Source organism: Belnapia mucosa (assembly GCF_016775475.1).
Taxonomy (GTDB): domain Bacteria; phylum Pseudomonadota; class Alphaproteobacteria; order Acetobacterales; family Acetobacteraceae; genus Belnapia; species Belnapia mucosa.
The window spans coordinates 84937-106993 of record NZ_JAEUXJ010000004.1 but is presented as its reverse complement, the minus strand read 5'-3'; the positions used below and the strand labels follow the sequence as shown (position 1 = coordinate 106993).

General features: G+C 68.5%; 17 protein-coding genes. 16 read left to right on the top strand and 1 reads right to left on the bottom strand.

The features are described from left to right. Window positions 1-32: 32 nt before the first annotated feature. The 16 genes from JMJ55_RS11360 (at window position 33) to JMJ55_RS11285 (ending at window position 20667) form a co-directional block, all read left to right on the top strand. On the top strand, window positions 33-1640 hold the full coding sequence (locus JMJ55_RS11360; protein WP_202825671.1) for an ABC transporter substrate-binding protein: 1608 nt from the start codon (window positions 33-35) through the stop codon (window positions 1638-1640). Window positions 1641-1740: 100 nt separating this feature from the next. Continuing rightward, window positions 1741-3318, top strand: a complete 1578-nt coding sequence (locus tag JMJ55_RS11355; RefSeq protein WP_202825670.1) for an ABC transporter substrate-binding protein — start codon at window positions 1741-1743, stop codon at window positions 3316-3318. Between the two features lie 4 nt (window positions 3319-3322). Then, window positions 3323-4912: an ABC transporter substrate-binding protein gene (locus JMJ55_RS11350; protein WP_202825669.1), complete on the top strand. Its 1590-nt coding sequence runs from the start codon at window positions 3323-3325 to the stop codon at window positions 4910-4912. Next, entirely contained in the window at window positions 4909-6486 is a 1578-nt protein-coding gene (locus JMJ55_RS11345) for an ABC transporter substrate-binding protein (protein ID WP_202825668.1), read from the top strand. The genes JMJ55_RS11350 and JMJ55_RS11345 overlap by 4 nt, the downstream gene beginning before the upstream one ends. 4 nt (window positions 6487-6490) lie before the next feature. Beyond that, complete coding sequence (locus JMJ55_RS11340; RefSeq protein WP_202825667.1) at window positions 6491-8059, top strand: ABC transporter substrate-binding protein; 1569 nt, start codon at window positions 6491-6493, stop codon at window positions 8057-8059. A gap of 63 nt (window positions 8060-8122) precedes the next feature. Beyond that, window positions 8123-9703, top strand: a complete 1581-nt coding sequence (locus JMJ55_RS11335; RefSeq protein WP_202825666.1) for an ABC transporter substrate-binding protein — start codon at window positions 8123-8125, stop codon at window positions 9701-9703. A 177-nt stretch (window positions 9704-9880) separates the two neighbouring features. Then, window positions 9881-11482 carry an ABC transporter substrate-binding protein gene (locus JMJ55_RS11330; RefSeq protein WP_202825665.1) on the top strand — a complete coding sequence of 534 codons (1602 nt, stop codon included), beginning with the start codon at window positions 9881-9883 and terminating at the stop codon, window positions 11480-11482. Between the two features lie 77 nt (window positions 11483-11559). Next, complete coding sequence (locus JMJ55_RS11325; protein ID WP_202825664.1) at window positions 11560-12501, top strand: ABC transporter permease; 942 nt, start codon at window positions 11560-11562, stop codon at window positions 12499-12501. Continuing rightward, window positions 12501-13421 (top strand): ABC transporter permease, encoded by a 921-nt coding sequence (locus JMJ55_RS11320; RefSeq protein WP_202825663.1) that lies wholly within the window; start codon window positions 12501-12503, stop codon window positions 13419-13421. Before JMJ55_RS11325 ends, JMJ55_RS11320 begins: the two co-directional genes overlap by 1 nt. 3 nt (window positions 13422-13424) lie before the next feature. Next, window positions 13425-14423 (top strand): ABC transporter ATP-binding protein, encoded by a 999-nt coding sequence (locus JMJ55_RS11315; protein WP_202825662.1) that lies wholly within the window; start codon window positions 13425-13427, stop codon window positions 14421-14423. Beyond that, window positions 14420-15460 (top strand): ABC transporter ATP-binding protein, encoded by a 1041-nt coding sequence (locus JMJ55_RS11310; RefSeq protein WP_202825661.1) that lies wholly within the window; start codon window positions 14420-14422, stop codon window positions 15458-15460. The genes JMJ55_RS11315 and JMJ55_RS11310 overlap by 4 nt, the downstream gene beginning before the upstream one ends. 18 nt (window positions 15461-15478) lie before the next feature. Then, the gene (locus tag JMJ55_RS11305) at window positions 15479-15808 is read left to right on the top strand and encodes a hypothetical protein (RefSeq protein ID WP_202825660.1); all 330 of its coding nucleotides are present in this window, start codon (window positions 15479-15481) and stop codon (window positions 15806-15808) included. Window positions 15809-15897: 89 nt separating this feature from the next. Continuing rightward, window positions 15898-16404 (top strand): (2Fe-2S)-binding protein, encoded by a 507-nt coding sequence (locus JMJ55_RS11300; protein WP_202825659.1) that lies wholly within the window; start codon window positions 15898-15900, stop codon window positions 16402-16404. A gap of 91 nt (window positions 16405-16495) precedes the next feature. Continuing rightward, window positions 16496-18883 (top strand): xanthine dehydrogenase family protein molybdopterin-binding subunit, encoded by a 2388-nt coding sequence (locus JMJ55_RS11295; protein WP_202825658.1) that lies wholly within the window; start codon window positions 16496-16498, stop codon window positions 18881-18883. Window positions 18884-18898: 15 nt separating this feature from the next. Further along, a complete protein-coding gene (locus JMJ55_RS11290; RefSeq protein ID WP_202825657.1) occupies window positions 18899-19693 on the top strand; it encodes an FAD binding domain-containing protein in 795 nt (264 codons plus the stop codon). A 5-nt stretch (window positions 19694-19698) separates the two neighbouring features. Next, a complete protein-coding gene (locus JMJ55_RS11285; protein WP_202825656.1) occupies window positions 19699-20667 on the top strand; it encodes a Bug family tripartite tricarboxylate transporter substrate binding protein in 969 nt (322 codons plus the stop codon). A gap of 19 nt (window positions 20668-20686) precedes the next feature. Here the strand turns inward: JMJ55_RS11285 and JMJ55_RS11280 are convergent, their stop codons facing one another. Next, window positions 20687-21964, bottom strand: a complete 1278-nt coding sequence (locus JMJ55_RS11280) for a family 1 glycosylhydrolase (protein WP_202825655.1) — start codon at window positions 21962-21964, stop codon at window positions 20687-20689. Window positions 21965-22057 lie beyond the last annotated feature (93 nt).

The window sequence follows — 22057 nt, the reverse complement described above, 5'->3', positions numbered from 1 at the left end:
CCGCTTCACGATCCCTGGGGGACAAAAGCCCGATGCATCGCCGCAACCTGCTGGCCGGCGCCGCCGCCGCCGGCGCCATGCCCTTCCTGCCCTCATCCTTCCTGGCCACGCCCGCCCTGGCCCAGCCCTCCGGCAGCCGGGTGCTGAAATTCATCCCTCAGGCGGATGTGGCGGTCGTGGACCCGATCGTGACCACCGCCTATGTCACCCGCCACCACGGCTTCCTGATCTATGACACGCTCTACGGCGTGGATGCCGAATACAAGCCGCAGCCGCAGATGGCCGAGGGCCACAAGGTGGAGGATGGCGGCCGGCGGGTGACCATCACCCTGCGCCAGGGCCTTTCCTTCCATGACGGAGAGCCGGTGCGGGCCCGCGATTGCGTCGCCTCGATCAAGCGCTGGGCGCAGCGCGACGCGCTCGGCCAGGCGCTGATGGCGGCGACCGAGGAGCTGGTCGCCAATGACGACCGCAACCTTACCTTCCGGCTGAAGCGGCCCTTCGCCCTGCTGTTCGACGCGCTGGCCAAGCCCTCGACGCCGGTGCCCTTCATGATGCCGGAGCGCATCGCCTCGCAGGATGCGAACACGCCGATCAAGGAGAATATCGGCTCCGGCCCCTTCCGCTTCGTCGCCAATGAGCGGGTGCCGGGCAGTCTGCTGGTCTATGAGCGCAACCCGAATTACGTCCCGCGCGATGGCGGTACCCCCGCCTGGACCTCCGGCCCGAAGCGGGTGAATTTCGACCGCGTCGAATGGCGCGTCGTCCCCGATGCCTCGACCGCCGCCGCCGCGCTCGGCAACAACGAGGTGGATTGGTGGGAGCAGCCGACCGCGGACCTGCTGCCGCTGCTGCGCCGGAACCGCAACCTGATCGTCGAGAATTACGACCCGACCGGGCTGATGGCGCTGCTGCGCTTCAATTCTCTGCATCCGCCCTTCAACAACCCGGCGATCCGCGCCGCCCTGCTCGGCGGGGTCGAGCAGTCCGACTACATGAGCGCCGTCATCGGTACCGACCCGTCCAACTGGCGGGACGGCGTCGGCTGCTTCCCGCCGGGCACGCCGATGGCGAGCACGGTCGGCCTCGATGCGCTGAAGGGGCCGCGCGACTATGAGAAGGTGAAGCGCGACCTCGCCGCCGCCGGCTACAAGGGCGAGAAGATCGTGGTGCTCGCCGCCTCCGACTTCCCCTCGCTGAATGCGCTCGCCCAGGTGGGGCGCGACATGCTGGTGAAGTCGGGGATGAATGTCGATTACGTCTCGACCGATTGGGGCAGTGTCGTGCAGCGCCGCGCCAGCCGCGAGCCGGCGGAGAAGGGCGGCTGGAGCGTTTTCTTCACCTTCTTCACCGGGCTCGACTTCTTCTCCCCGGCGACGCATCTCGGGCTCCGCGGCAATGGGCAGAATGCCTGGTTCGGCTGGCCGACCCTGCCGAAGCTGGAGGAGCTACGGAATGCCTGGCTCGAGGCGCCGGACCTCGCCGCCCAGCAGAAGCTGGCGGCCGAGATCCAGGCGGAGGGTCTGCGCGAGGCGCCCTACCTGCCGCTCGGCCAGTATTTCCAGCCCTGGTCCTACCGCCGCGGGCTGACCGGGGTGCTGGGAGGCATGCCGCTGTTCTGGAACGTGCAGCGGGGCTGATAAGCTGCAAAAAGCCTGGATCGGGCCGCTTGCGGGCGGCCCATGATCCGGGCTTCACTCCCCGGAACGGCCGGCATGATCGGCCTCCGGGGAGACCACGATGTATCGACGCACCCTGTTGGGCGCCGCCGCTGCGGCGCCCCTGGCCCGTTTCGCGATCGCCCAGCCTGCCAATAGCCGGGTGCTGCGGTTCATCCCGCAATCGGATCTCGGGATTCTCGATCCGATCATCTCCACCGCCTATGTCACCCGCAACCATGCCTTCCTGATCTGGGACACGCTCTACGGCATGGATGCGGATCTCAAGCCGCAGCCGCAGATGGTCGAAGGCCACCGGGTCGAGGATGACGGCAAGCGCTGGACGCTCACCCTCCGCCCCGGCCTCAAATTCCATGATGGCGAGCCAGTGCGGGCGCAGGATTGCGTTGCCTCGATCAAGCGCTGGCAGCGGCGCGATCCACTCGGCCAGGAACTCGCCGCCCGGACCGATGAGCTGGTGGCGACCGATGACCGGACCATCGTCTTCCGGCTGAAGAAGCCTTTCGCCCTGCTGCCGGATGCGCTCGGCAAGATCGGCTCCCCGGTGCCCTTCATGATGCCGGAGCGGCTGGCCAATACCGATCCCTATCGCGCCATCACGGAATTTATCGGCAGCGGCCCCTTCCGCTTCAAGACCGATGAGCGCGTGCAGGGCAGCCGCTTCGTCTATGAGCGCTTCGATGGCTATGTGCCGCGCGAAGGCACGCCCGCCTGGACCTCGGGCCCGAAGCGCGTCTTCGTCGACCGCGTCGAATGGCGGGTCACGCCGGACAGCGCGACGGCCGCCGCCGCCCTGCAATCGGGCGAGGTGGACTGGTGGGAGAATCCGCCGAACGACCTGCTGCCGCCGCTGCGGCGCAACCGCGACATCGTGGTGGACAAGCCGGATCCGACCGGGCTGCTCGGCTTCGGCCGCTTCAACCACCTGCACCCGCCTTTCAACAACCAGAAGCTCCGCCAGGCGCTGCTTGGCGCCATCAACCAGGCGGATTTCATGACCGCGGCCTGGGGCAGCGAGCAGGGAGCCTGGGTCGACAAGGTCGGCTTCTTCCCCTCGGGCACGCCCTTCGCCAGCGATGCCGGCCTCTCGGCCCTCACCAGCCCGCGCGACCTGGAGCGGGTGAAGCGGGAGGTGGCGGCAAGCGGCTACAAGGGCGAGCCGGTGGTGCTCCTCGGCGCCACCGACTTCCCCATCATCAACGCGCTCTGCCTGGTGGCGGCGGATGTGTTCAAGCAGGTCGGGCTGAATGTCGATTACGTCTCCTCCGACTGGGGCACCGTGGTCCAGCGCCGCAACAACCGGGAGCCGCCCGAGAAAGGCGGCTGGAGCATCTTCTTCACCTACTGGGCCGGCTCCGACACGCTGAACCCGGGCGTCAACCAGACGCTGCGCGGCAACGGCACCAATGGCTGGTTCGGCTGGGCCAATTCCGAACGGCTGGAGGCCAAGCGTGCCGAATGGTTCGACGCGCCCGACCTCGCCGCCCAGCAGCGCGTCGCGCGGGAACAGCAGGCCATCGCCTTCGAGGACGTGCCGACCCTGCCGCTCGGCCAAAGCTTCACCACCACCGCCTATCGGCGGACGCTGACCGATGTGCCGAAAGGCCCGGCGCTGTTCTGGAACGCAAGGAAGGCCTGATCCCATGCATCGTCGCAGCCTCCTCGCCGGCGCCGCCGCGCTGCCGGCCGCCGGCCTCTCCGCCGCCGCCATTGCCCAGCCCGCCAATGCGCGGGTGCTGCGCATGGTGCCGCAGGCCAACCTCACCAGCCTGGACCCGATCTGGACCACCGCGAACATCACGCGGAACCACGGCTTCATGGTCTACGATACCCTCTACGGGCTGGACGCCGAATTTCGCCCGCAGCCGCAGATGGCCGAGGGCCACCAAGTGGAGGATGAGGGCAGGCGGGTCGTCATCACCCTCCGCTCCGGGCTGAAATTCCACGATGGCGAGCCGGTGCGCGCCATTGACTGCGTGACCAGCATCGCCCGCTGGATGAAGCGCAACCCGACCGGACAGAAGCTGGAGGGTGCGCTCGACGAGCTCTCGGCGCTGGATGACCGGCGGCTGCAATTCCGCCTGAAGCGGCCTTTCCCGATGCTGATCGGCGGCCTTGCCTCCCCCACCAACCCGGTCTGCTTCATCATGCCGGAACGGGTGGCGCGCACCGATCCCTTCCAGCAGGCGCGCGACACCACCGGCAGCGGCCCCTTCCGCTTCAAGGCGGATGAGTTCAACTCGGGCAGCCGCGTGGTCTATGAGCGCAACCCGGATTACGTGCCGGTGCCGAACGGCCAGCCGAGCCTGACCGCGGGGCCGAAGGTTGCCTATTTCGACCGGGTGGAATGGGCGATCATCACCGATGCCGCGACCTCCGCCGCCGCGTTGCAGCAGGGCGAGATCGACTGGTTCGAGCAGCCGCCGCCGGAGATCCAGCAGCTGCTTCGCCGCAACCGGCAGGTCGTGATCGAGCCGATCGACCCGTTGCCGCTCACCGGCATCCTCCGCTTCAACCACCTGCACCCGCCCTTCAACGACAAGCGGATGCGCCAGGCGATCCTGCCCGCGGTCGATCAGTCCGACTATATGGCCGCCGTGGTGGGCGCCGATCCCGCGCTCTACAAGACCGGCGTCGGCTTCTTCACGCCCGGCACGCCGATGGCGAGCGATGCCGGGCTCGGTCCGCTGACCGGCCCGCGCAGCATCGACCGCGCCAAGGCGCTGCTGCGGGAGGCGGGCTATACCAACCAGCCGATCCGGCTGATCGGACCGACCGATATCCTGGCGCCGGCGGCGATGACCCAGGTCGGCGGCGACATGTTCCGCCGCCTGGGCGTCAATCTCGACTTCGTCCTCACCGATTGGGGTACAGTGGTCCAGCGCCGCGCCAGCCGGGAGCCGCTGGAGCGCGGTGGCTGGAGCGTGCTCTACACCGCCTTCTCCTCCTTCGAATTCCTCGACCCGGCGGCGCATACGCCGCTGCGCGGCAACGGCGCCGGGGCCTGGCCCGGCTGGCCGACAATCCCGAGGCTCGAGGCGCTGCGGGATGCCTGGTTCGATGCACCGGACACCGCGGCCCAGGCCACGCTCTGCCGGCAAATGCAGGAGGTGGCTATGGACGAACTGCCCTACATCCCGGTCGGCGCCTATATGTCGAACACGGCGCTGCGGCGGAACCTCACCGGCCGGGTGCCGGGCTTCGCCATCTATTGGGGCATCCGCCGCACATGATCGGTCGTCGTACTCTCCTGGCTGCGGGCGGGTTGACGCTGGCGGCGCCAGCCTTTGCCCAGGGCGCGGCGCGGGTGCTGCGCTTCGTCCCGCAGGCCGATCTCGGCGGGCTCGACCCGGTCGCCATCTTCTCCAACGTGATCCGCAACCATGGCTATATGGTCTGGGACACGCTCTATGGCACCGACAGCGAATTCCGCCCCCATCCGCAGATGGCCGAGGGCCATCTGCTGGAGGAGGACGGGCTCCGCTGCACCATCACCCTGCGGCCAGGGCTGATGTTCCATGACGGCGAGCCGGTCCGCGCCACGGATTGCGTCGCCAGCATCGAACGCTGGATGCGGCGCAGCGCGATGGGCCAGGCGCTGGCGGCCAGGACCGATGCGGTGGAGGTGGTGGATGACAGGCGCTTCCGCTTCCGCCTGAAGCACCGCTTCCCGCTGCTGCTGGAAGCGCTGGCGGTGCCCTCCAACCCCTCACTCTACATCATGCCGGAGCGGCTGGCGCGGACGGATGCCTTCCAGCAGGTGCGGGAAGCGATCGGCAGCGGGCCCTTCCGCTTTCTCGCCGATGAGTTCCGCCAGGGCAGCCGCGCCGTCTATGCGCGGAACGAGCGCTACGTGCCGAGCAGCGGCGGGGGCAGGGGCCTCACCGCCGGGCCGAAGGTGGTGCATTTCGACCGGGTCGAATGGAACATCATCCCGGATGCCGCGACGGCCGCCGCCGCCCTGACCAATGGCGAGATCGACTGGTTCGAGCAGATGGGGCCGGAAATCCAGCAGATGCTGGCCCGCAACCGCAACCTGGTGCTGGAGAAGATCGACCCGCTGCCGCTGCCGGGGCAGTTCCGCTTCAACCACCTGCAGCCGCCCTTCGACAATCCGGCGATCCGCCGCGCCTTCCTCCACGCCATCAGCCAGGAGGATTTCATGACCGCGATCGTCGGGCCCGATCCGACGAAATACGAGGTCGATTGCGGCTTCTTCACCCCGGGCGGACCGATGGCGAATGACGAGGCACTGGCGCCGCTGCGCGGGCCGCGCAGCATCGAACGTGCCAAGCAGGCGCTGAAGGAGGCCGGCTACAAGGGCGAGAAGGTGCGGCTGCTCGGCACCACCGACATCAATTCCACGACCGCTCAGGCGCAGGTGGCGGCCGATCTGCTGCGGCGGCTCGACCTCAACCTGGATGTGGTGCTGACCGACTGGGGCACGGTCGCGCAGCGGCGGATGAACCGGGGGCCGCTCGACCAGGGTGGCTGGTCCATCGCCTGCTTCGCCAGCTCGGGGATGGATTTCATCAACCCGGTGACCCATTCGCAGCTCCGCTCGGATGGCGCGGCGGCGGCGCCGGGCTGGCCCAACCTGCCGGAGGTGGAGCGGCTGCGCGCCGAATGGCTGGATGCGCCCGACCTCGCCGCGCAACAGGCCCTGGCGCGCCGCATCCAGGCGGCGGCGATGGAGGGCCTGCCCTATATCCCGACCGGGGCCTACTACTCGCTCACCGCCCTGCGGCGGAACCTCGTCGACCGGGTCAAGGGCTTCGCCATATTCTGGGGCATCCGGAGGACCTAGGGCCATGCAGCGTCGCCATCTCCTCGCCGCCGCGGCGGCTGGATTCGCCGCCCCGGCGCTCGCGCAGGGCGCCGCCCGCGTGCTGCGCGTGGTGCCGCAGTCGAATCTGACCAGCCTGGATCCGGTCTGGACCACGGCCGTCGTCACCCGCAACCACGCCTTCATGGTCTATGACCAGCTCTGCGCCCAGGACGCCAAGGGCGAGATCCGGCCGCAGATGGCCGAGGGCTGGGTGACGGAGCCGGACGGGCTCGCGGTGACCTTCACCTTGCGGGAGGGGCTGCGTTTCCATGACGGGGAGAGGGTGACGGCCCGCGACTGCGTCGCCAGCATCAATCGCTGGGCCCGGCGCGACCCCTTCATGCAGGTGCTGCAGCCGAATGTGGCGGAGATCCAGGTGCTGGACGACCGGCGCTTCCGTTTCCGCCTGCGCAAGCCGACCCCGCTGCTGACCATGGCGCTCGGCCAGACGCAATTCCCCTGCTTCATCATGCCGGAACGCATCGCCCAGACCGATGCCTTCCAGCAGATCCGCGACCCGATCGGCAGCGGCCCCTTCCGCTTCCTGCCCGGCGAGTGGAATCCCGGCCAGCGCGCAGCCTGGGCGAAATTCGACGGCTATGTCCCGCGGCAGGAGCCGGTGGATGGCCTCGCCGGCGGCCGCGCCCCGCGGCTCGACCAGGTGGAATGGACAGTCATCTCCGACCCCGCCACGGCCGCCAATGCGATGACGACCGGCGAGCAGGATTACTGGGAATACCCGCTGCACGACCTGCTGCCGCTGCTCAAGCGGAACCGCCAGGTGGTGGTGGAGCAGCGATTGCTGGACGGCACCTATGGCATCTGCCGCTTCAACACGCTGCATCCGCCCTTCGACAACCCCGCCATCCGCCGCGCCGTCGCCATGGCGGTGGATCAGCGCGACTACCTCCGCGCCGTCGCCGGCAATGAGCCGGGCGGCTGGGAGGCCTGCGAGGGCGTCTTCACCTGCGGCACGCCGCTGGCGAATGAGGCGGGCAGCGAGGTGCTGAAAACCCACAGCCTCGACCGCGCCAAGGCCGCGCTGGCCGAGGCCGGCTACAAGGGCGAGAAGGTGGTGCTGATCGCGCCGGGCGACTATCCGCAGATCAACGCCCTCTCCCTCGTCACCGCCGATATCCTGCGGCGGCTGGGGATGAATCTCGAACTGGTCTCGACCGACTGGGGCACGCTGGTGCAGCGCCGCGCCAGCAAGGAACCGGTGGAGCGGGGCGGCTGGAGCATCATCCACACCACCTCCTCCGGCCAGTCGCTGACCCTGCCGGTCTATCACCTCTTCCTCCGCGCCAACGGGCCGCAGGCCTGGTTCGGCTGGCCGGACGATCCAGAGATCGAGCGGCTGCGCGGCGCCTGGGTGGAGGCCACCGACCCCGCCGAGGGCCGCCGCGTCGCCGAGGCGCTGAACCATCGGGCGATGGAGGTGATGGCCTATATCCCGCTCGGCTTCTACTGGCAGCCCTCGGCCTGGCGGCGCAACGTGACCGGGGCCTTCCGCGCGCCGGCGACCGTCTTCTGGAACATGTCGAAGACGTAATCCGAGGTTGCACGCGCCTCCCTGCTGCGGCATGGAACCCGGGCTGTCGGGGAGGAATGCCGGATGAAGCGTCGCAGCCTGCTATGGGGATCGGGCCTTGCCCTGGCCGCGCCGCGCTTGGCGCTGGGGCAGGGCAACGCCCGCACGCTGCGTTTCGTCCCGCAAGGCAATCTCGCCAATATCGACCCGATCTGGACTACCACCACGCTGGCCCGCAACCACGCGCTGATGGTCTATGACACGCTCTTCGGCCTGGGGAAGGATTTCCAGCCGAAGCCGCAGATGGCGGCGGGGCATGAGGTCTCGGCCGATGGGCTGACCACCACCATCACGCTCCGGGCCGATCTCCGCTTCCATGACGGCCAGCCGGTGCTGGCGCGGGACTGCATCGCCTCCATCGCCCGCTGGTCGAAGCGGGATGTGCTCGGCCAGCGCCTGGCCGCGCTGCTCGAGGAGATGAAGCCGCTCGCGGATGATCGCTTCCAGATCGTCCTCAAGCGGCCCTGGCACGGGCTGATCTGGGCGCTTGGCAAGCCCTCGGCCAATCTCTGCGCCATCATGCCGGAGAGGGTGGCGCAGACCGATCCCTTCACCCAGATCACCGAATATGTGGGCAGCGGCCCCTTCCGCTTCCGCCGCTCGCAATGGGTGCCGGGCAGCATCGCCGCCTATGAGCGCTTCCCCGGCTATGTCCCGCGCGACGAGCCGCCGGATTTCCTGGCCGGCGGCAAGGTGGTGCATTTCGACCGGGTCGAGTGGCATGTGATGCCCGACCCCGCCACCGCCGCCGCGGCGCTGCAGAACAACGAGATCGACTGGTGGGAAACGCCCCTGGCCGACCTGCTGCCGGTGCTGCGGCGCAACCGCGACATCGCGGTGGAGGTGGTGAACACCGCCGGCGCGCTCGGCATGATCCGCTTCAACCACCTGCATCCGCCCTTCGATCGGCCGGAGATCCGCCGCGCCATCCTGCCGGCGATCGAACAGCGGAGCTTCATGCAGGCGGCGCTCGGCGAGGATCCGGCGCTCTGGCAGGTGCCGGCCGGCACCTTCACCCCCGGGACGCCGCTGGCGACCGATGCCGGGCTCGAAGTTCTGTCCAGCCCACGCGACCCGGAGGCGGCGAAGCGCGCCCTGGCCGCGGCCGGCTACAAGAATGAGCGGGTGGTGATCCTCTCGCCGACCGATTTCCCGACGATCAATGCCCTGTCGGAGGTCGCGGCCGATACGCTCCGGCGGATCGGGATGAATGTCGACCTCCAGGCGATGGACTGGGGCACGCTGGTGCAGCGCCGCACCAAGCGCGAGAGCCCGGCCGAGGGCGGCTGGAACATCTTCTGCACCACCTGGGAAGGGCTGGACGTCTCCGTCCCCGGCAGCCATCAGCCGATCCGCGGCAATGGCGCGCAGGGCTGGACCGGCTGGGCCACCAGCCCGCGGCGGGAGGCGCTGCGGGATGCCTGGTTCGACGCCCCCGACCTGGCCGCCGAGCGGAAGATCGCCGCCGATATCCAGATGCTGGTCTGGGACGAGGCACCCTTCATTCCGCTTGGCCTGTTGCGGCCGCCTCAGGCCTATCGCCGCAGCCTGACCAATATCGTCACCGGCGGGCCGCCGCTGTTCTGGAATGTCCGGCGGGGCTAGCGCTGGGGCCGCCTCCTTTGGCATGGCCCGTGCAAGCCGGAGCGGGACGGTTCGGGCCGGACCGTCGCCGCAGTCACGGAAGCGCCACGACTCCGCTGGCGCAATGCTCAAGGCTGAGGCAGGCTGATGGGAAACCGGGCGGCGGAGCGCGTCCGGACAGGGAGTTGGGGGAAGACAATGGATCGCAGGAATTTCCTGAAGGGGACGGCCGGCTTCGGCCTGCTGGGCGCCTCCGCCGGGTTGGCCGGCCCGGCCCTGGCCCAGGGTGCCGCGGCACGGACCCTGCGCTTCGTGCCACAGGCGAATCTGGCCAATTTCGACCCGATCTGGGGCACCCAGTATGTCGTCCGCAACGCCGCGGCCCTGGTCTGGGATACGCTCTACGGCTTCGACGAGAGCCTGACCCCGAAGCGGCAGATGGTGGAGGCCGAGCAGGTCTCGGCCGATGGGCTGACCTGGGAGTTCCGCCTGCGCCCCGGGCTGAAATTCCATGACGGCACGCCGGTCCTGGCGAAGGATGTGGTGGCCAGCCTCACCCGCTGGTCGTCCCGCGACCCGATGGGGCTGATGCTGAAGGCCATCCAGAACGAGCTGGTCGCGGTCGATGACCGCAATTTCCGCTGGGTGCTGAAGAAGCCCTATCCCAAGCTGCTGATGGCGCTCGGCAAGAACAGCACGCCAATGTGCTTCATGATGCCGGAGCGGTTGGCGAAGACCGACCCCTTCCAGCAGGTGAGCGAGTTCATCGGCAGCGGGCCGATGCGCTTCAAGCGCGACGAGTGGAATCCCGGCGCGCGCGCCGTCTTCGAGAAATTCACCGATTACGTGCCGCGGGAGGAGCCGAGCTCCTGGCTCGCCGGCGCCAAGCGCATGGCCGTCGACCGGATCGAATGGCTGGTCATGCCTGACCCGGCGACGGCGGCCGCCGCCTTGCAGAACGGCGAGGTCGATTGGTGGGAGAACCCGATCACCGACCTGGTGCCGCAGCTTCGCCGCAACCGCAACATCCGCGTCGATATCGCCGATCCGCTCGGCAATATCGGCACCTTCCGCATGAACCACACGACCACGCCCTTCAACGACGTGAAGGCGCGGCGCGCGGTGCTGATGGCGATGAGCCAGGAAGACTACATGCGGGCGCTGGTCGGCGACGACAACAACCTCTGGAAGTCGCTGCCCGGCTACTTCACCCCCGGCACGCCCCTTTATACCGAGGAGGGCGGGGAGATCCTGAAGGGGCCGCGCAACCTCGACGCCGCCAAGAAGCTGCTGGCCGAGAGCGGCTACAATGGCTCGCCCGTGACCTGTGTCGTGGCGCAGGACCAGCCGATCACCAAGTCCTTCGGCGACGTCACCGCGGACCTGCTGAAGCGCATCGGCTTCAACGTCGATTTCGTGGCGACCGATTGGGGCACGACCGGCCAGCGCCGCGCCATGAAGAACCCGGTGGGGCAGGGCGGCTGGAGCATGTTCCATAGCTGGCATGCCGGCGCCGACTGCACCAACCCGGCCGTCTACAATGCGATCCGCGCCAATGGCGACGGTGCCTGGTTCGGCTGGCCGAACATCCCGGCGGTCGAGACCGAGGTGGCGAACTGGTTCGACGCCCCCGACCTCGCCGCCGAGAAGACGGTGATCGCGCGGCTGAACAAGGCGGCGCTCGACAATGTCGTCTATGCGCCGACTGGCTTCTTCCTGGGCTACCAAGCCTGGCGCGCGAATGTTTCGGGCATCGTGAAGGGGCCACTGCCCTTCTTCTGGGGTGTCTCGAAGTCTTGATAATGATGGGTAAGATCGGGAGCCCCGCGCAGCCGCAAGGTGGTTGCGCGCGGTCCCTTCAAGCGTAAGGAGGCGCCATGTTCGCCTATGCCGTCCGGCGCGTCCTGGCCACCATTCCGGTGATGGCCATCGTGGCGCTCTTCGTCTTCAGCCTGCTCTACATCGCCCCGGGCGACCCGGCTGCCGTCATCGCCGGCGACCAGGCGACGCCGCAGGATGTGGAGCGCATCCGCGCCTCGCTCGGCCTCGACCGGCCCTTCCTGGTCCGGTTCGGGGAATGGGTCTGGAACATCCTGAACGGCAATATGGGTGTATCCATCTTCACCAACCTGCCGGTCACGACGATGATCCAGCAGCGGATCGAGCCCACGCTCTCGCTGATGGTGCTCACCCTCTGCCTCGCGGTCTCGATCGCGGTGCCGATGGGCGTGATCGCCGCCTGGAAGCAGGGCAGCTGGATCGACCGCGCGGTGATGGGCTTCGCCGTGCTCGGCTTCTCGGTGCCGGTCTTCGTGGTGGGCTATGTCCTGGCCTATATCTTCGCGCTGGAGCTCGATTGGCTGCCAGTGCAGGGCTATACCGCCTTCCGCGAGGGTTTCTTCCCCTGGCTGGAGAACCTGATCCTGCCGGCCATCGCGCTGGGCGGCGTCTATATCGCGCTGATCGCCCGCATCACCCGCGCCACCATGCTCGAGGTGTTGCAGCAGGATTATATCCGCACCGCGCGGGCCAAGGGCGCCGGGCAGCGCAGCATCCTCTTCCTGCATGCGCTGAAGAATGCGGCCGTGCCGATCGTCACCGTCATCGGCATCGGCGTCGCGCTGCTGATCGGCGGCGCGGTGGTGACCGAGAGCGTCTTCGCCATCCCCGGCCTTGGCCGGCTGACGGTGGATGCAATCCTTCGCCGCGACTATCCGGTGATCCAGGGCGTCGTGCTGCTGTTCAGCTTCGTCTACGTGCTGGTGAACCTGCTGATCGACCTGCTCTACACCCTGTTCGACCCGAGGATCCGCTACTGATGTCCTCCGCCGTCCTCTCCTCCGCCCCGCCGCACGACGTCGCGGCGGCGCCGCCCATGGGCGATGTCCTGCCGCCGGTGAAGCCGAAGAAGGGCTTCATCGGCTTCCTCCGGCGCAATCCCTCCATCGCCATCGGCGGCTTCCTGCTGCTGCTGATCCTCGGGATCGCGGTCTTCGCGCCGCTGCTCTGGACGGTCGATCCGACCGCACTCGCCCCGGCCCGGCGCACGCGGGAGCCTTCGGCGATGTACTGGTTCGGCACCGACATGCTGGGCCGGGACGTCTATTCCCGCGTCCTCTACGGCGCCCGCATCTCGCTGATCGTCGGCTTCTCGGTGGCCTTCTTTTCCTCGATCATCGGCCTGACCATCGGCATGGTCTCGGGCTATATCCGCTGGGCCGACAGCATCATCATGCGGATCATGGACGGGATGATGTCCATCCCCTCGATCCTGCTCGCCATCGCGCTGATGGCGCTGACCCGCGGCAGCGTGCAGAACGTGATCCTCGCCATCACCATTGCCGAGATTCCCCGCGTCTCACGCCTGGTGCGCGGCGTGGTGCTCTCGCTGCGCGAGCAGCCCTATGTGGATGCCGCGGTTGCCGCCGGCACGCGGACGCCGCGCATCATCCTGCGGCACATCCTGCCCAATACCATGGCCCCCATCACCGTGCAGGCGACCTATGTCTGCGGCGCGGCGATGATCACCGAGGCGATCCTGTCCTTCATCGGCGCGGGCACGCCACCGATCATCCCCTCCTGGGGGAACATCATGGCGGAGGGCCGGGCCCTCTGGCAGGTGAAGCCCTATATCGTCTTCTTCCCGGCGGTGTTCCTCTCGATCACCGTCCTCGCGATCAACCTGCTCGGCGACGGCCTGCGCGACGCGCTCGATCCGCGCATGGCAAAGAGGGTCTGAGCCATGGCGGAACCGCTCCTCGTCGTCGAGAACCTGCAGACGCATTTCCGCACGCCGGACGGCATCAACCGCGCGGTGGATGGTGTCAGCTTCCATGTCAATGCCGGGGAGACGGTGGCGATCGTCGGCGAATCGGGGTGCGGCAAATCCGTCACCTCGATGTCGATCCTCCGCCTGATCCCCGAGCCGCCGGGCAAGATCGCCGGGTCCATCCGCTTCCAGGGGCGTGACCTGCTGAAGCTCTCCGAGCCCGAGATGCGCAGCATCCGCGGCAACGAGATCAGCATGATCTTCCAGGAGCCGATGACCTCGCTGAATCCGGTGCTGACCATCGGCCGGCAGATCGGCGAGACGCTGCGGCTGCACCAGGGCCTCTCGGCGAAGCAGGCCGAGGACAAGGCGGTCGAGATGCTGACCCTGGTCGGCATCCCGGAGCCGCGGCGGCGGGTGCGCGAATATCCGCACCAGCTCTCGGGCGGCATGCGGCAGCGGGTGATGATTGCCATCGCGCTCGCCTGCAACCCGAAGCTGCTGATCGCCGACGAGCCGACCACCGCCCTCGACGTGACCATCCAGGCGCAGATCCTGGCGCTGATGCGCGACCTGAAGCGCACGGTCGGCGCCGCCATCGTCCTCATCACCCATGACCTCGGCGTGGTGGCCGAGGTCGCGGAGCGGGTGGTGGTGATGTATGCCGGCAAGAAGGTCGAGGAGGCGCCGGTCGTCGAGCTCTTCAACACGCCGCGCCACCCCTATACCCAGGGCCTGCTCGGCTCCATGCCGAAGCTCGGTTCCTCGCTGACGGGGACGGAGACGCGGCTGGCCGAGATCCCCGGCCTGGTGCCGAGCCTGAAGCAGAAGATCCCTGGCTGCGTCTTCGCCTCGCGCTGTCCGCATGCGACCGATCTCTGCGTGAAGGTCGCGCCGGCGCTCGAGGAGAAGGCGCCGGGCCATGTCGCCGCCTGCCATTACGCACTCAAGGAAGGGGCGATCGCCGCATGAGCACCCCGCTGCTCGATGTCCAGGACCTGAAGAAGCACTTCCCGATCAAGGGCGGCTTCTTCGGCGGCACCACCGGTCATGTCTATGCGGTGGACGGTGTCTCCTTCCATATCAACAAGGGCGAGACGCTCTCCCTGGTCGGCGAGAGCGGCTGCGGCAAGTCGACGGTCGGCAAGGCGGTGCTCCAGCTCTTCGGCATCACCGCCGGGCAGGTGGTGCTGGACGGCAAGCGGATCGACGACATGCCGGCGGGTTCGCTGCGGCCGATGCGCCGGCGCATGCAGGTGGTGTTCCAGGACCCCTTTTCCTCGCTCAACCCGCGCATGCGGGTGCGGGACATCCTGGCCGAGCCGATCCGCAATTTCGGCCTGGCCCGCAACGGCGCCGAGCTGACCGAGAAGGTCGGCAAGCTGATGGATACGGTGCGGCTGCCGCGCGACGCGGTGAACCGCTGGCCGCATGAGTTCAGCGGCGGCCAGCGCCAGCGCATCGGCATCGCCCGCGCCCTGGCCGCCGAGCCGGACCTGATCATCTGCGACGAGGCGGTTTCCGCCCTCGACGTCTCGGTGAAGGCCCAGATCGTCAACCTGCTGCAGGAGCTGCAGGAGCAGCTCGGCCTCGCCCTGCTCTTCATCAGCCACGACCTGGCGATCGTCGAGCATATGACGCATCGGGTGGCGGTCATGTATCTCGGCAAGATCGTCGAGGTGGCACCGAAGCGCAGCCTCTTCGCCGCGCCGAAGCACCCCTATACCGAGGCGCTGCTCTCCGCCGTGCCGGTGCCGATGCCCGGCAAGGCGCGGGAGAGGATCATCCTCAAGGGCGATGTGCCGAGCCCGATCAACCCGCCCACGGGATGCCGCTTCCACACCCGCTGCCCCTATGTCTTCGACCGCTGCCGGGTGGAGGAGCCGCCGCTCAGCGCCGTCCCGACCGCGCTGGAGGCGGGGCATACCGCGGCCTGCCACCTGCACGACCTGCCGGCGGAGAAGAATCCGCTCGCTGTCGCCAAGGGGCAGGCGCTGCTGGATATCTAGACCCCCGGGGGCGTCGCCATGGCCGAGCCCGTGCTGCTCGAGGTGCGGGAACGCCGTGGCCCCTTCGGCCGGGCGGTGAAATGGGGCTTCTGGGTTTTCCAGCTCGTCATGATGCTGGGCTGTCTCGGCACCTGCGCGGCCGTTACCCCCTATCTGGCAGGGCCGGACCCGGAGGTGGCGATGGGGGCGGGGCTGTTCGGCGTGATGGCGATCGGCACGCTCTGGACCCTCTGGCCGGTCGGCACCCTGCTGCTCGGCCTGCTGGTGCTGGCGACACGGGGGCGGAAACGGCTGATTCCAGCCCCGCCCGACCCGCCCGCGACCGGCCTGCCCCGCACGGGTCCTTGACGGAAACCGGGGGCGAGGCGACCTTTCCCCCATGGGCGCCGCGCGGGATCGCGGGCGCCGGGTTCCATGCGATCTGGGGGAGGCGCGGCATGCCGCAGGTAACACTGACCGTGAACGGGAAGACCAGCACGGTCGAGGTCGAGGGCCGTACGCTCCTAGTGGAGCTGCTGCGGGAGAAATTGCGGCTGACCGGCACCCATGTGGGCTGCGACACCAGCCAGTGCGGCGCCTGCGTGGTGCATGTGGACGGCGAGAGCGTGAAGGCCTGCACCATGCTCGCCCTGCAGGCCAATGGCAGCCAGATCACCACCATCGAGGGGCTGGCCAAGCCGGACGGCACGCTGCACCCGATGCAGGAAGCCTTCCGCGAGTACCACGCCCTGCAATGCGGCTTCTGCACCCCGGGCATGGTCATGTCGGCCATCGACCTGGTGCAGAAGCACCCAGACGGCCTCTCCGAGAAGGAGATCCGCGAGGGGCTGGAGGGCAATCTCTGCCGCTGCACCGGCTACCACAACATCGTCAAGGCGATCGCCGCAGCGCAGGAGGTCATGCACGGCCGGGCCCAGAGCCTGGCGCCGGCCGCGGCCGAATAGGCCTGGCCACCGGGCGCGCGGCACCCCCCGCGCGCCCCAACCCGCACCCGCCGCAAAGGCAGGGCAGGCAGCACCCAGGGAGGCGTTGCAGATGAATGTCGTGACCCCGTTCGAAGGAATCGGCGCCAGCGTGAAGCGCAAGGAGGACCTGCGCTTCCTGTCCGGCCGTGGCCAGTATACCGACGATATCAACCGGCCCGGCCAGACCTATGCGGCGATCCTCCGCAGCCCGCATGCGCATGCCCGGATCGCCTCCATCGACACCGCGGCGGCCTCGGCCATGCCGGGCGTCGTCGCGGTCTTCACCGGCGCCGACATGCCGGACCTCGGCGGCATCCCCTGCGGCTGGCAGATCCACAACAAGGACGGCTCGCCGATGGCGGAGCCGATGCATCCGGTGCTGGCGGTCGGCAAGGCCCGCTTCGTCGGCGATGCGGTGGCGGTGGTGATCGGCGAGACCCGCGCCCAGGCCCGCGACGCGGCCGAGGCGATCGCGGTGGAATACGAGCCCCTGCCGGCCGTCGCCACCACCGAGGCGGCGCTCGCCCCGGGCGCCCCGCTGGTGCATGACGGCGTCGCCGGCAATCTGTGCTATGACTGGCATATCGGCGACCGGGCGGTGAACGAGGCCGCCTTCACCAAGGCTGCGAAGGTGGTCGAGCTGGAGCTGGTGAACAACCGGCTGGTGCCGAACGCGATGGAGCCGCGCGCCGCCATCGGCGATTTCGACCGCACCACGGACGAGTATACGCTCTACACCACCAGCCAGAACCCGCATGTGATCCGGCTGCTGATGGGCGCCTTCGTGCTGCACATCCCGGAACACAAGCTGCGGGTGGTGGCGCCGGATGTCGGCGGTGGTTTCGGGTCCAAGATCTTCCACTATGCCGAGGAGGCGATCGTCACCTGGGCCGCCGGCAAGATCGGCCGGCCGGTGAAATGGACCGCCGAGCGCACCGAGAGCTTCATCACCGACGCGCATGGCCGTGACCATGTGACCAAGGCGCGGCTCGCCCTCGATGCCGATGGCAAGTTCCTCGCGCTGCACGTCCATACCCTGGCGAATATGGGCGCCTATCTCTCGACCTTCGCGACGAGCGTCCCGACCTATCTCTACGCCACCCTGCTCGCCGGCGTGTACACCACGCCGACCGTCTATGCGGAGGTGAAGGCGGTCTTCACCAACACCGTCCCGGTCGATGCCTACCGCGGTGCCGGCCGGCCGGAGGCGACCTTCCTTCTGGAACGGCTGGTGGATGTCGCGGCAGCCGAGACGGGAATTGACCGGCTCGAGATTCGCCGGCGCAATTTCATCCCGAACGACGCCTTCCCCTACCAGACGCCGGTCGCCCTGCAATATGACAGCGGCGACTATACCGCGACACTGGAACAGGCGCTGAAGACCGCCGACTGGGCGGGCTTCGAGGCCCGGCGGGCCGAGGCCAAGGCGCGCGGCAGGCTGCGCGGCATCGGCATCTCCACCTATATCGAGGCCTGCGGCATCGCCCCTTCGGCGGTGGTCGGCTCGCTCGGCGCCCGCGCCGGCCTCTATGAGGTCGGCACCATCCGCGTCCACCCGACCGGCAGCGTCACCGTGCTGACGGGGACGCATAGCCACGGCCAGGGGCATGAGACGACGCTGGCGCAGCTGGTGACGGATCGGCTGGGCGTGCCGCTGGCGCAGGTCGATATTGTCCACGGCGATACCGCGAAGATTCCCTTCGGCATGGGCACCTATGGCAGCCGTAGCCTCGCGGTCGGCGGCTCGGCCATGGTGAAGGCGATGGACAAGATCGTCGCCAAGGCCAGGCGGATCGCGGCGCACCTCATGGAAGCCTCGGTGGAGGATGTCGAATTCGACCGCGGCACCTTCCGCGTGGCGGGGACGGACAAGACCAAGTCCTGGGGCGAGATCGCGCTGACCGCCTATGTCCCGCACAACTACCCGATCGAGGAGCTGGAGCCCGGCCTCGACGAGACCGCCTTCTACGATCCGAAGAACTTCACCTATCCGGGCGGCTGCCATATCTGCGAGGTCGAGATCGAGCCGGAGACGGGCATCACCACGGTGATCAACTTCACCGCCGTCGACGATGTCGGCCGGGTCATCAACCCGATGATCGTCGAGGGCCAGGTGCAGGGCGGCGTCGCCCAGGGCATCGGCCAGGCCTTGCTCGAATCCTGTGTCTATGACGGGGAGGGCCAGCTCGTCTCGGCGAGCTTCATGGACTACCAGATGCCGCGGGCGAACGACCTGCCGCCGGTTAGCGTGGCGACGCATACCACCCTCTGCACTCACAACCCGCTCGGGGTGAAGGGCTGCGGGGAGGTGGGGGCAATCGGCTCGCCGCCGGCGGTCATCAACGCCGTCGTCGATGCGTTGAAGGAGTACGGCGTCCGGCATATCGAGATGCCGGCGACGGCCGCGAAGATCTGGGGCATCATCAACGCAAGCCGGCCGGCCATGGCCGCGGAATGATCAGGGGATCAGCCGATGTATGACTTCGAATACCACAAGCCCGGCTCGCTCGCGGATGCGGTCAAGCTGCTCTCGGCCGACCCCGATGCGCGGCCGATCTCGGGCGGCCAGACCCTGCTGCCGGCGTTGAAGCACCGGCTGAACAAGCCGACCTCCGTCGTCGACCTCTCCGGCATCGCCGAGCTGAAGGGGATCAAAAAGGAGGGCAACAAGCTCGTCATCGGCGCGCTGGCCAAGCATTTCGAGGTGGCGACTAGCCCCGAGGTGAAGGCGGCGATCCCGGCGCTGGCCCAGATGGCCGGTACCATCGGCGATACCCAGGTGCGCAACCGCGGCACCATCGGCGGCAGCGTGGCCAATAACGACCCGGCGGCGGACTACCCCTCGGCGGTGCTCGGGCTGAACGCCACCATCGTCACCGACAAGCGCCGCATCGCGGCCGACGACTTCTTCCAGGGCATGTTCACCACGGCGCTGGAGCCGGGCGAGCTGCTGGTGGCGATCGAATTCCCGATCCCGGAGAAGGCCGGCTACGCCAAGATGCGCAACCCGGCCAGCCGCTATGTCATGGCCGGCGCCTTCATCGCCAAGACCGGCGGCGCGGTGCGGGTCGCCATCAACGGTGCCGGCCCCGGCGTCTTCCGCCAGACGGAGATGGAGACGGCGCTGGCCGCCAACTGGTCGCCGGATGCGGTGGCGAACATCAAGCAGGACGCCGATGGGCTGAACAGCGACATCCATGGCAGCGCCGAGTACCGCGCCCACCTCGTCACCGTGATGGCGAAGCGCGCCATCGCTGCGGCGGGCTAAGGCCGATGCGCACGACCCGCCGCGGCCTGGTCCTCGGCGGGTTGGCGCTCGCCGGCCCGGCGCTCGCCCAGGGGGAATGGCCGCAGCGGCCGGTCCGCATGGTCATCCCCTATCCGCCGGGTGGGGCGAGCGACATCATCGCCCGGCTGATGGCGCCGCATCTCACCGCCTCGCTCGGCCAGACACTGGTGGTGGAGAACCGGCCCGGCGCCAATGGCTTCATCGCCGCCGAGCTGGTCGCCCGCAGCGCCCCGGATGGCTATACGCTGCTGATGGGCAATGCCGGGCCGAACGGTATGGGGCCGGCCCTCTATGGCAGCCGCACCCCTTTCGACCCGATCGCCGATTTCACACCCGTCATGGCGGTCTCGGTCGTGCCGCAGATCATGGCGGTGAACCCCGCCGTGCCGGTGCGGAGCTTCCCAGAATTCATCGCCTATGCGCGGGAACAGCAGGGCAAGCTGAGCTACGGTTCGGCCGGCATCGGCTCGGCGGGGCATATGGCGATGGAGCTGCTGAAGAGCCTCACCGGCATCCAGCTCACGCATCTGCCCTATCGCGGCAGCGCGCCCTCGACGGCCGACCTCCTCGCCGGCGTGATCCCGGTGAATTTCGACACGGTGCCGGTGCTGCTGCCGCATGTGCAGGCCGGGCGGGTGCGTGGCATCGCCGTCACCTCCCTCCAGCGCGTGCCGGAGGCGCCGGATCTCCAGACCATCGCCGAGACGGTGCCGGGCTTCGAGACGGTGAGCTGGGGCGGGGTCCTCGCCCCCGCCGGCACCCCGGCCCCGATCATCGCCCGGCTGAACGCGGCCATGCGGGAGGCGATGGCGCGGCCCGATGTCGGCGGGGCGCTCGCCCGCCAGGGCATCCAGCCGCAGAGCGGCCCGCCCGAGGCCTTCGGCGCCTATGTCGCCGCCGAGGTCCGCAAATGGACCGAAGTGGTCCAGCGCATGGGGCTGCGGCCGGAATAGCCGCCGCCCCAGGCCTTGATCAGGCCGCGACCGGCAGCCGCAGGCAGTGGCCCTGCTGCGCCAGCACCGGCTTCCAGCCCTCGATCAGCCGCTGATAGGCGCGGCCGACCGTGCGGATGTTGCGGTCGAGGTCGAACAGGCCACGCGGGTTCACCGTGCCGTTCTTCTCGCGCAGCGCGGTGTTCCAGTCGATCTGGTCGGTCAGCGAATACCAGGTGAAGCCCAGGATCGGCACGCCGTCGCGGCGCAGCCGCATCAGGCCGGACCACTGCTTCCACAGCCAACGCTCGGACTCGTCGCCCTTCGGCCCCTCATCCATGTTGGTCTCGGTGTGCATGATCGGCAGGCCGTAGCGGGTGTAGTAGTCGCGCGTCACGGTGTCGTAGCCGAAGACCTCGCCGGCCCAGCGGCTCTCGCCATTGGCGCCGATGATGTGCTCGTTGGTCGCGTACCAGTCATTGCCCATGATGCAGTGGCGCTTCAGGGCGGGGGCCGAGCGCTGGAAGAAGTGGTACTCCTCCCGCGTCATGCCGTTGTCCATCAGGTACTCATACATCGAGGAGCAGACGCGCTTGCCATAGTTCAGGTCGAGCGTGAGGAAGCGCTCGGCATTGCGGTGCTCGGCATGCAGCAGCGAATCGGGGCATTCGGCGTGGAACTGCTCGGTCGATTCGGACTGGATGAAGATCGCATCCGGCCGCACCCGCAGGATCGCCTGCATCGCCATGACATTGGCGCGGACGACGTTCTTGATGGCGGTGACATAGCTGCGGTCATCCGTCCGCTGCTCGTTCCACCAGCCATACTTCGCGGAGAAGACGGCGGTGATGAACATCTCGTTCACCGGAGTGTAGAGCTGCACCCAGGGGAAGCGGCGGGCGAAGGCCTCGGCATAGGCGGCGAAGAGCTCGGGGAATTCCGTGTTCTGGAAGTCGCCGATCCAGTCGGGCAGGCCGAAGTGGCAGAGATCGACCACCGGCAGGATGCCGAGGCGACGGATCTCGGCGAAGGTCTCGTCGGCGAAGGACCAGTCATGCAGGCCTGGGCCGCGCAGGGTGGTGTGGATCTGCGGGCCATAGCGCAGGACGCCGCAGCCGATCTGCTTCACCAGCGCCAGGTCCTCGCGCCAGCGGTCGTAATGGCCGCATTCGGCCATCTGGTCGCGACGGATCCGGCCACCCTGGATGGTCGGGGCACTGTTCTCGATCCCGGTGGCGAAGAGGAAGCCCTGATCGGCCAGGCTGTGCAGGCCGAGCGAAACGGGCGGGGCAGGGCGGTCGGTCAGCGCGTCCAACATGACTGGTCCCACGAAAGCGTGATGGGGAGAGTATTCAGTATTCCGTGAGCGAGCGCACATTAACTGCGTGTCATTTTTGCGTGGGAGGCGACA

What these genes read in the sequence shown, in the direction of transcription:
- JMJ55_RS11305 (WP_202825660.1), top strand. Translation starts at nt 15,479, where the DNA reads ATGGCCGAGCCCGTGCTGCTCGAGGTGCGGGAACGCCGTGGCCCCTTC.
- JMJ55_RS11285 (WP_202825656.1), top strand. Translation starts at nt 19,699, where the DNA reads ATGCGCACGACCCGCCGCGGCCTGGTCCTCGGCGGGTTGGCGCTCGCC.
- JMJ55_RS11350 (WP_202825669.1), top strand. Translation starts at nt 3,323, where the DNA reads ATGCATCGTCGCAGCCTCCTCGCCGGCGCCGCCGCGCTGCCGGCCGCC.
- JMJ55_RS11335 (WP_202825666.1), top strand. Translation starts at nt 8,123, where the DNA reads ATGAAGCGTCGCAGCCTGCTATGGGGATCGGGCCTTGCCCTGGCCGCG.
- JMJ55_RS11355 (WP_202825670.1), top strand. Translation starts at nt 1,741, where the DNA reads ATGTATCGACGCACCCTGTTGGGCGCCGCCGCTGCGGCGCCCCTGGCC.
- JMJ55_RS11315 (WP_202825662.1), top strand. Translation starts at nt 13,425, where the DNA reads ATGGCGGAACCGCTCCTCGTCGTCGAGAACCTGCAGACGCATTTCCGC.
- JMJ55_RS11300 (WP_202825659.1), top strand. Translation starts at nt 15,898, where the DNA reads ATGCCGCAGGTAACACTGACCGTGAACGGGAAGACCAGCACGGTCGAG.
- JMJ55_RS11320 (WP_202825663.1), top strand. Translation starts at nt 12,501, where the DNA reads ATGTCCTCCGCCGTCCTCTCCTCCGCCCCGCCGCACGACGTCGCGGCG.
- JMJ55_RS11290 (WP_202825657.1), top strand. Translation starts at nt 18,899, where the DNA reads ATGTATGACTTCGAATACCACAAGCCCGGCTCGCTCGCGGATGCGGTC.
- JMJ55_RS11295 (WP_202825658.1), top strand. Translation starts at nt 16,496, where the DNA reads ATGAATGTCGTGACCCCGTTCGAAGGAATCGGCGCCAGCGTGAAGCGC.
- JMJ55_RS11360 (WP_202825671.1), top strand. Translation starts at nt 33, where the DNA reads ATGCATCGCCGCAACCTGCTGGCCGGCGCCGCCGCCGCCGGCGCCATG.
- JMJ55_RS11325 (WP_202825664.1), top strand. Translation starts at nt 11,560, where the DNA reads ATGTTCGCCTATGCCGTCCGGCGCGTCCTGGCCACCATTCCGGTGATG.
- JMJ55_RS11330 (WP_202825665.1), top strand. Translation starts at nt 9,881, where the DNA reads ATGGATCGCAGGAATTTCCTGAAGGGGACGGCCGGCTTCGGCCTGCTG.
- JMJ55_RS11340 (WP_202825667.1), top strand. Translation starts at nt 6,491, where the DNA reads ATGCAGCGTCGCCATCTCCTCGCCGCCGCGGCGGCTGGATTCGCCGCC.
- JMJ55_RS11280 (WP_202825655.1), bottom strand. Translation starts at nt 21,964, where the DNA reads ATGTTGGACGCGCTGACCGACCGCCCTGCCCCGCCCGTTTCGCTCGGC.
- JMJ55_RS11310 (WP_202825661.1), top strand. Translation starts at nt 14,420, where the DNA reads ATGAGCACCCCGCTGCTCGATGTCCAGGACCTGAAGAAGCACTTCCCG.
- JMJ55_RS11345 (WP_202825668.1), top strand. Translation starts at nt 4,909, where the DNA reads ATGATCGGTCGTCGTACTCTCCTGGCTGCGGGCGGGTTGACGCTGGCG.